This is a genomic window from Streptomyces sp. NPDC097617 (assembly GCF_044761485.1).
Classification (GTDB): Bacteria; Actinomycetota; Actinomycetes; order Streptomycetales; family Streptomycetaceae; genus Streptomyces.
The window spans coordinates 22,076-28,075 of the sequence record NZ_JBIWCL010000046.1 but is presented as its reverse complement, the minus strand read 5'-3'; the positions used below and the strand labels follow the sequence as shown (position 1 = coordinate 28,075).

The following is a 6,000-nucleotide window of genomic DNA, read 5'->3' as shown; positions in this document are numbered from 1 at the left end:
GCACTGCGTTCATCACCCACCCGAAGCGGGACGCTCCACCCAACTCCGGTCCCCTTCCGGCGAACCGGACAAACTCGATCTTGCAAGAGACCCTGGCGAGACTCCGGCGAACGAGGCGAAGGCCGCTTCCGAGCGGAACCTCCCCTGGTGGGAATGAGCTTGTTCCGCTTTGACGGACACCTTTGGTGTGGTGGTCAGGCCGCCAGGGCGGTCTCGTATTCGGCGGGGCTGCGGTAGCCGAGGCTGCTGTGGAGTCGGTGCAAGTTGTACCAGCTCTCGATCCATTCGAAGATTGCGGTGTGGGCGGCTGCTCTGCTGGGCCAGGGACGAGTGCCGCCCAGCTCATTCTTCAGAGTGGAGAAGAACGATTCTGCGAGGGCGTTATCCCAGCACTGACCCGTGCGGCCGACGGACGGCCTGACCCCGAACTCCGTTGCCAGGATCGCGAGTTCGCGGCTGGTGTTTGCTTGGGTTCAAGGGATCGTCGCAACACTGCTTGTCAGCGAGGATAGATGCTCGTTCAAGACCTCGGTGGGTGTTCTCCATCCCAGGGTCTTGCGGGGGCGGCTGTTGAGTGCCCCGGCAACCGATTCGAGTTCATGGGGCTCCACCGGGACAGGTCTGTGCCCTTGGGAAAGTACTGCCGCAGCAGACCGTTCGTATTCTCATTCGTGCCCCGCTGCCAGGGGCTGTGAGGATCGGCGAAGTAGACGGCTATGCCGGTGTCGATCTTCAACTGAGCTTGCTGGGCCAGCTCCTTGCCACGATCCCAGGTCAACGACCGCCGTAGTTGCCCGGGAAACATCGTCATCCGGGCGGTGAGGGCCTCCCTCGGCGCCGTAGCCGGCCAGCGCCGGACCGTTCTTCACCCGCGGCTCAACTCCATAGCCTTCCATCCTCGGAAGATGGATCAGGACCGTGAACCGTGTGACGCGTTCCACCAGCGTGCCGATCGCGGACCGGCCCGTGCCGATGATGAGTCGGGTAGCGGGGACGCATTACTGCGTCCCCGCCCCCTCAGAACCGTGCAGGCAGCTTTCACCGCACACGGCTCAAGCAAGCCCCAAAGGCTCGCCGGCAGGCAAAAGTGCTGGGCTTGTCATCGCGGCGACTCCATTCCGCCGTTGACAATGGGTGTGGAGGAGACGGAGTCGTTGACTGTCCGGCGTGCTCCCGTCCGGGAAGGCGATGTATCGCTTGGAGATCGCCTTCCGAATGACGACCCGCCACGCTTCCCATTCTTGTGGGCTTTGCGGCGGGTGGTCGGCGTGTAGCAAGAGCCCTGCGCAGATCGAGCAACGGCCGTGCTGTTCCTGTAGAAGGCGCACGGTCATAGCGTCGACTGGTAGAGGGGTTCCCTTGCGGCGTCGCTGAGCCCAATAGGATTCCAGGGCAGGGTCGTCCGGGGACGCCCTCCCCTTGACCAGTTGGTGCCGGACTATCTTCGTCCAGGAGAACTTGATGAGGTAGGCGCCGCTGTCGCGGTCACCGAACACCCACCGGTCGTTCCTGGACTTGTTTAACCGGCCGAAGTGCTTGTCGGATATCCAGTGCTTCGGCTTGTTCGGGTGGCTGTGCTTGGCCCACTTGTAAGTGAGCTTCCACATGTGATTGTCCAGCGCCGTGAAGATCTCACTGGACACCACCGTCCGGTAGTAAGCCGACCAACCCCGAACGATCGGGTTGATCTTCTTGAGTACCGCACCGGCGTTGGCCCCTCGCAGAGCTACCATTTCGGTACTGAGCCGTTCCCGGATCCGTCTCTGAGCCGCTCTACTCGGCTTGATCAGCAGCTTGCCGTGATAGCGGCGGACGTTGAACCCCAGGAAATCAAACCCGCTCTCCGCGTGGACAATGCGTGTCTTGTCCTCGTGAAAAGCGAGTCCCCTGGGCGTCAGCCACGCAGCCAGCCGCTCTTTGACCTGCTCGGCGTGTTCGCGGCTGGTGCATATCGCGACAAAATCATCTGCATATCGCACCAGTACGGGGCTGCCGCTTTGGACACTCCCGGCATCTCTGCCGGTGGTGTAATAGCGGACCCCTGCGGCTTCTTCCATTCCGTGCAGGGCCACATTGAAGAGCAACGGGCTGATCACCCCGCCCTGCGGAGTTCCCTCCTCGGCCGGGGCGAACCGACCGCGATCCACGACCCCGGCCTTCAGCCACTGGCGGACCAGTCCCCGGGCGGGGAAGGTGCCGAGAGCGGCCATCAGCCGGGTGTGGTCGATTCGGTCGAACGCCGCCGTCAGGTCTGCGTCGAGCACCCACGCACGCTGCGGGTTCTTCCCGTTGAGCGTGGGGTAGATGGCCCCGATCGCGTCGTGGCAGCCGCGGCCGGGTCGAAAGCCGTACGACTTCGGCTCGAACCGCGCTTCCCACTCGGGTTCCAGTGCTCCCAGTGCCACAGCTTGCAGACACCGGTCAACGATCACGGGAATTCCGAGTCCGCGCTTCTTCGTGGTCCCCGGTTTAGGGATGAACACCCGCTTGACGGGCTTGGGAATCCACGGTCGGGCTTGATGCTGGATCCAGTCGGCCAATGCGGCCTTGGATTTGGATACCAGCACAACCTTTCCGTCGACTCCCGACGTCGCGCGTCCAGCATTGATCTCCGTGACCCGCCGCACGCTCAGGAACGTGTTTGAGCGGGAACGGAGCATCAGCTTCTGTAAATTGCGGACCTTCTTGAGATCCCCTGCCTGCGACGCCGTGAAGATTCTCTGCCGCAGACGCCGTACGTCCTCCTCGGCCCGGCGCCAGTTGATCGACGCCCAGTCCAGGTCTTCGCCCTCGGGTCCGTTCACCGGAACAGAAGCAGCCGTAAGGGCCGAGGCCGTCCCGTCCGCTATCTGCATGGTGTCCAACTTGCCCCTCGGTTCCGTCATCGTTGTTCAGTGATTCTGCACAGGCTCACCCGGCCCATGTCAGCACCCTTTCGGGTCCAGGCAGCAGCCTGTATCCGGACGGTTATGCGGGGCGATCGGCGGAGAGGCCGATCATGCTGCCCCGGGTTCCCGATTCCTTTCGGCTTCCGGCGTTGGCTTATTGGGCCGTCCTGTTCCCGCTGGGGAGTTGAGCCTTCCTCACGGTCGGCCGACCGGGCCACAAGTACCCGGACCCCAACGGGGATTCCACGTTCCACACGAGCGAGATACGACCGGGGTGGGTGCTCTCTTTACCCCGAGGCGGCGGTGTCCACCTGGCCGGAGTGACCTCTACCGGCCAGCGCCTGCCGCTTCTCAGCGGCCAGCCATGCACCCCGCTGGTGCTTTCCATCGACGGGGCTTGGGATCACGAGGCATCAACGAGAGTTCACTTGCGTTCACCCGTCCGGTCTTCCCCTTGCCGGTAACTCCCGGATGGAACGGGAGTCCTTGGGCTTTCCCCTGAGCTTCGCACCACGCCGTTACCGGCGTCGCACGTCAAGGGCGGGGACGGGTCATTCGGACACGGACCCGTGACTGCACCTACGGCTTCATCAGCCGCCTCTCCAATCGGTCAGTCCACTCAAACTCGTGCAACTTCGTGTCGCACGATCACCCTCCCAGTGGCCCGCCACCGCCCGGTCCTCGACCTCGGCGGGACGTGCGCTCAGCACCACGTCGGGCGTGACGTGGCCGCCCGGACGGCTGCGTGCGCGCGATCGCGGCTCGCGCAGCGCCCGCCCGGTCCGCAGGCACGCAACCTGCTCGCGCTCGAGCCCGCCACGGCCCTGGATGTATAGGGCCTGGTAGATCGCCTCGTGCGAGATCCGCATGGAGGAGTCGTCGGGGAAGTCAAAAGGCAGCCGGTTGGCTATCTGCTCCGGGCTCCAGGCCGTCGCCCAACGCCGCTCCTGACGGTGGGGCTTGTTCCGCCCCTTCCACGCCTGCGTCGCGGGGCCGGCCGTCGGCCTCCCGTCCGGAGCGTGGATCACGCCGGCGAGCCGATCCTGCACGTACTCACACAACCGCTCATCGGCGGCCAGCTTCGCCGTCTTCGGGCGCCGAGCCCGCCGCTCCGCATGCCACTGAGCGGTGGACGCGCGATACTCCGGCCGGTAAGCCCGGGTCGACGCGTTACGTCGAAGCTCCCGCGAGACCGTCGAAGGCGACCGGCACAGCAGGCGCGCAATGTCGCGGACCCCGAGGCCCTGAGCACGCCAGATGGCGATGTCCTCGCGCTCCGGAAACGACAGATAGCGCCCCGACACAGTCGGCGAAAGGTTCGGTTGCACGCCGCCAGCGTGCCGGAACCACCGCGTCCCGACTGCAGGCGATACCCCGGCGACGGCCGCCGCTTCCTCGGTCCGCAGCCCCTTGGCTATCGCAGCCCAGAACCGGACCCGGTCCTCGCGCCAGGCGACCGTCGGTCGGCCGGGCGACGGAATCTGTCCCCGGTACTCACGAACCCGGGCCTGCTGAGGGCCGACACCTATCACTCCACCTCCGGCTATGAGGTGTTGCGACGACCAGTTGAATCCGCCTTGACAGCCGCGGTCGGAGTGAAAGATCACCGGACCGGACGGACGGCGTGTCCGGCAGGCGGCTTCGAGGGCGTCTGCGACGAGTTCTGTTCGCAGGTGATCGGCGGTGGCCCAGCCGACGACGCGTCGGTAGGCGATGTCGATGACGGTGGCCAGGTAGAGCCAGCCCTCGTCGGTGGCGATATAGGTGATGTCGCCGCACCAGTGGGTGTCGACCGCTGCCGGGTCGGGCCGCCCGTTTGGCGTTGTGACCTGCAGTTTTCTCCGCCTCGATGAACGGGTGCACGTTCACCGGATCTCCGTCGCGAAGAAAGCCGTCGCACGCTTGAGGACCTCTACGTCCTCCCGCAGCCTGCGGTTCTCCCGACGGAGCACGGCCAGCTCCTCGCGTTCGCCGCTGGTCAGACCGTCCCGGTCGCCCGCGTCGACCTCGGCCTGCCTCACCCAGCCCCGCACCACGGTCTCGGTCAGATCGAAGTCCTTCGCGACCTGACCGACCGAACGGTCACCGCGCCGGCACAGACCGACGATCTCGGCCTTGAACTCCGCCGTGAACGCGCCGAGGACGCACCTTCTTCCTCCCCATGCTCTCCATGATGAACATCATCCTTCCGGGGCCAAAACCCCTGATCTCGGATGTCCGCCAAAGCGAAGCAAGCCCAGTCAACCACTCCCGCACAACGGGGAACCTCACTCCAAGACAAGACGAACGACGTGAAGCCCCCAGATCTCAGCAGAGAGCTGGGGGCTTCAGTCAGGCGCGGGGCACTAGAGTACCCAGATCCAGCCGCTGCATTGCCACCAAATCGGGTCTCCCTGCTTGGAACATACCCTGTAGGACGAGACGGGCGAGGGCGTCCATACCTGTCCGGAGTTGCCCCCGTTGCCGTCCGGGTCCTCGATGTAGTTCTCATCGCCGTTGATCATCCGGTAGCTCGTCCGGAAGCCGTAGCCGTCGGAGCGCTGGTCGTAGGCGAACACCCTCCGGTTGTTGTCACCAACACCACCGTGCCCACAGTTTTCTGTGAAGAACGCACCGCACCGGTTGACGTGGGTGTTGCCGTCGATAGCGCTAGCGGTCGGGGCTAAACCCACTCCTGCCCCTATGATCACCGCGAGGCCACTGGCGACGGCTGCAAGTCGGTTCCTCATGCCACTGTTCATTCTTCATCCCACCCCTTGTCGAGAATTCGAATGTGCGCGCCATTTGTACCCTCAGTGGGTATAATGTGCAACATATGCACGGGTGTTCGGGCATATTGGGCTTGAACTCACCACTACTTGCTCCATGAACCGGCCAGTGCACTTCCAACACACCAGTCAGATCTTCCAGCCACGCCCCGCATGAGGCTGGCTTCGGTATCTGCGTAGACGTCGTGCGCGCAGTGTCTCCATCCGGGACAGGCGTGATCTCGCCCACAGAGCCGCTGTCGTCGCCGAGGCCCGTACCAAGCTGATCGCCGTGCACGGCGACGCGGTCAGGGCGCTGGAAGACGCTTCGAACGCCATGTCGTCGACTGCTTCCGCCTCTCGCG

General features: G+C 64.6%; 2 protein-coding genes and 5 pseudogenes. All 7 read right to left on the bottom strand.

The genetic code is table 11. The features are described 5' to 3' along the window. Window positions 1–194: 194 nt before the first annotated feature. A pseudogene (locus ACIQZO_RS39230) lies at window positions 195–425 on the bottom strand (transposase); the annotation flags it as partial. A gap of 48 nt (window positions 426–473) precedes the next feature. Then, a pseudogene (locus ACIQZO_RS39225) lies at window positions 474–980 on the bottom strand (IS30 family transposase); the annotation flags it as partial. A gap of 72 nt (window positions 981–1,052) precedes the next feature. After that, on the bottom strand, window positions 1,053–2,855 hold the full coding sequence (ltrA, locus tag ACIQZO_RS39220; RefSeq protein ID WP_403636039.1) for a group II intron reverse transcriptase/maturase: 1,803 nt from the start codon (window positions 2,853–2,855) through the stop codon (window positions 1,053–1,055). Between the two features lie 680 nt (window positions 2,856–3,535). Then, window positions 3,536–4,417: pseudogene (locus ACIQZO_RS39215) on the bottom strand (transposase); the annotation flags it as partial. Between the two features lie 48 nt (window positions 4,418–4,465). Beyond that, window positions 4,466–4,684, bottom strand: a pseudogene (locus ACIQZO_RS39210) (transposase); the annotation flags it as partial. A 69-nt stretch (window positions 4,685–4,753) separates the two neighbouring features. After that, a pseudogene (locus ACIQZO_RS39205) lies at window positions 4,754–5,008 on the bottom strand (transposase); the annotation flags it as partial. Window positions 5,009–5,233: 225 nt separating this feature from the next. Then, window positions 5,234–5,629, bottom strand: coding sequence for a hypothetical protein (locus ACIQZO_RS39200; RefSeq protein WP_403636036.1), 396 nt, complete (start codon window positions 5,627–5,629; stop codon window positions 5,234–5,236). Window positions 5,630–6,000 lie beyond the last annotated feature (371 nt).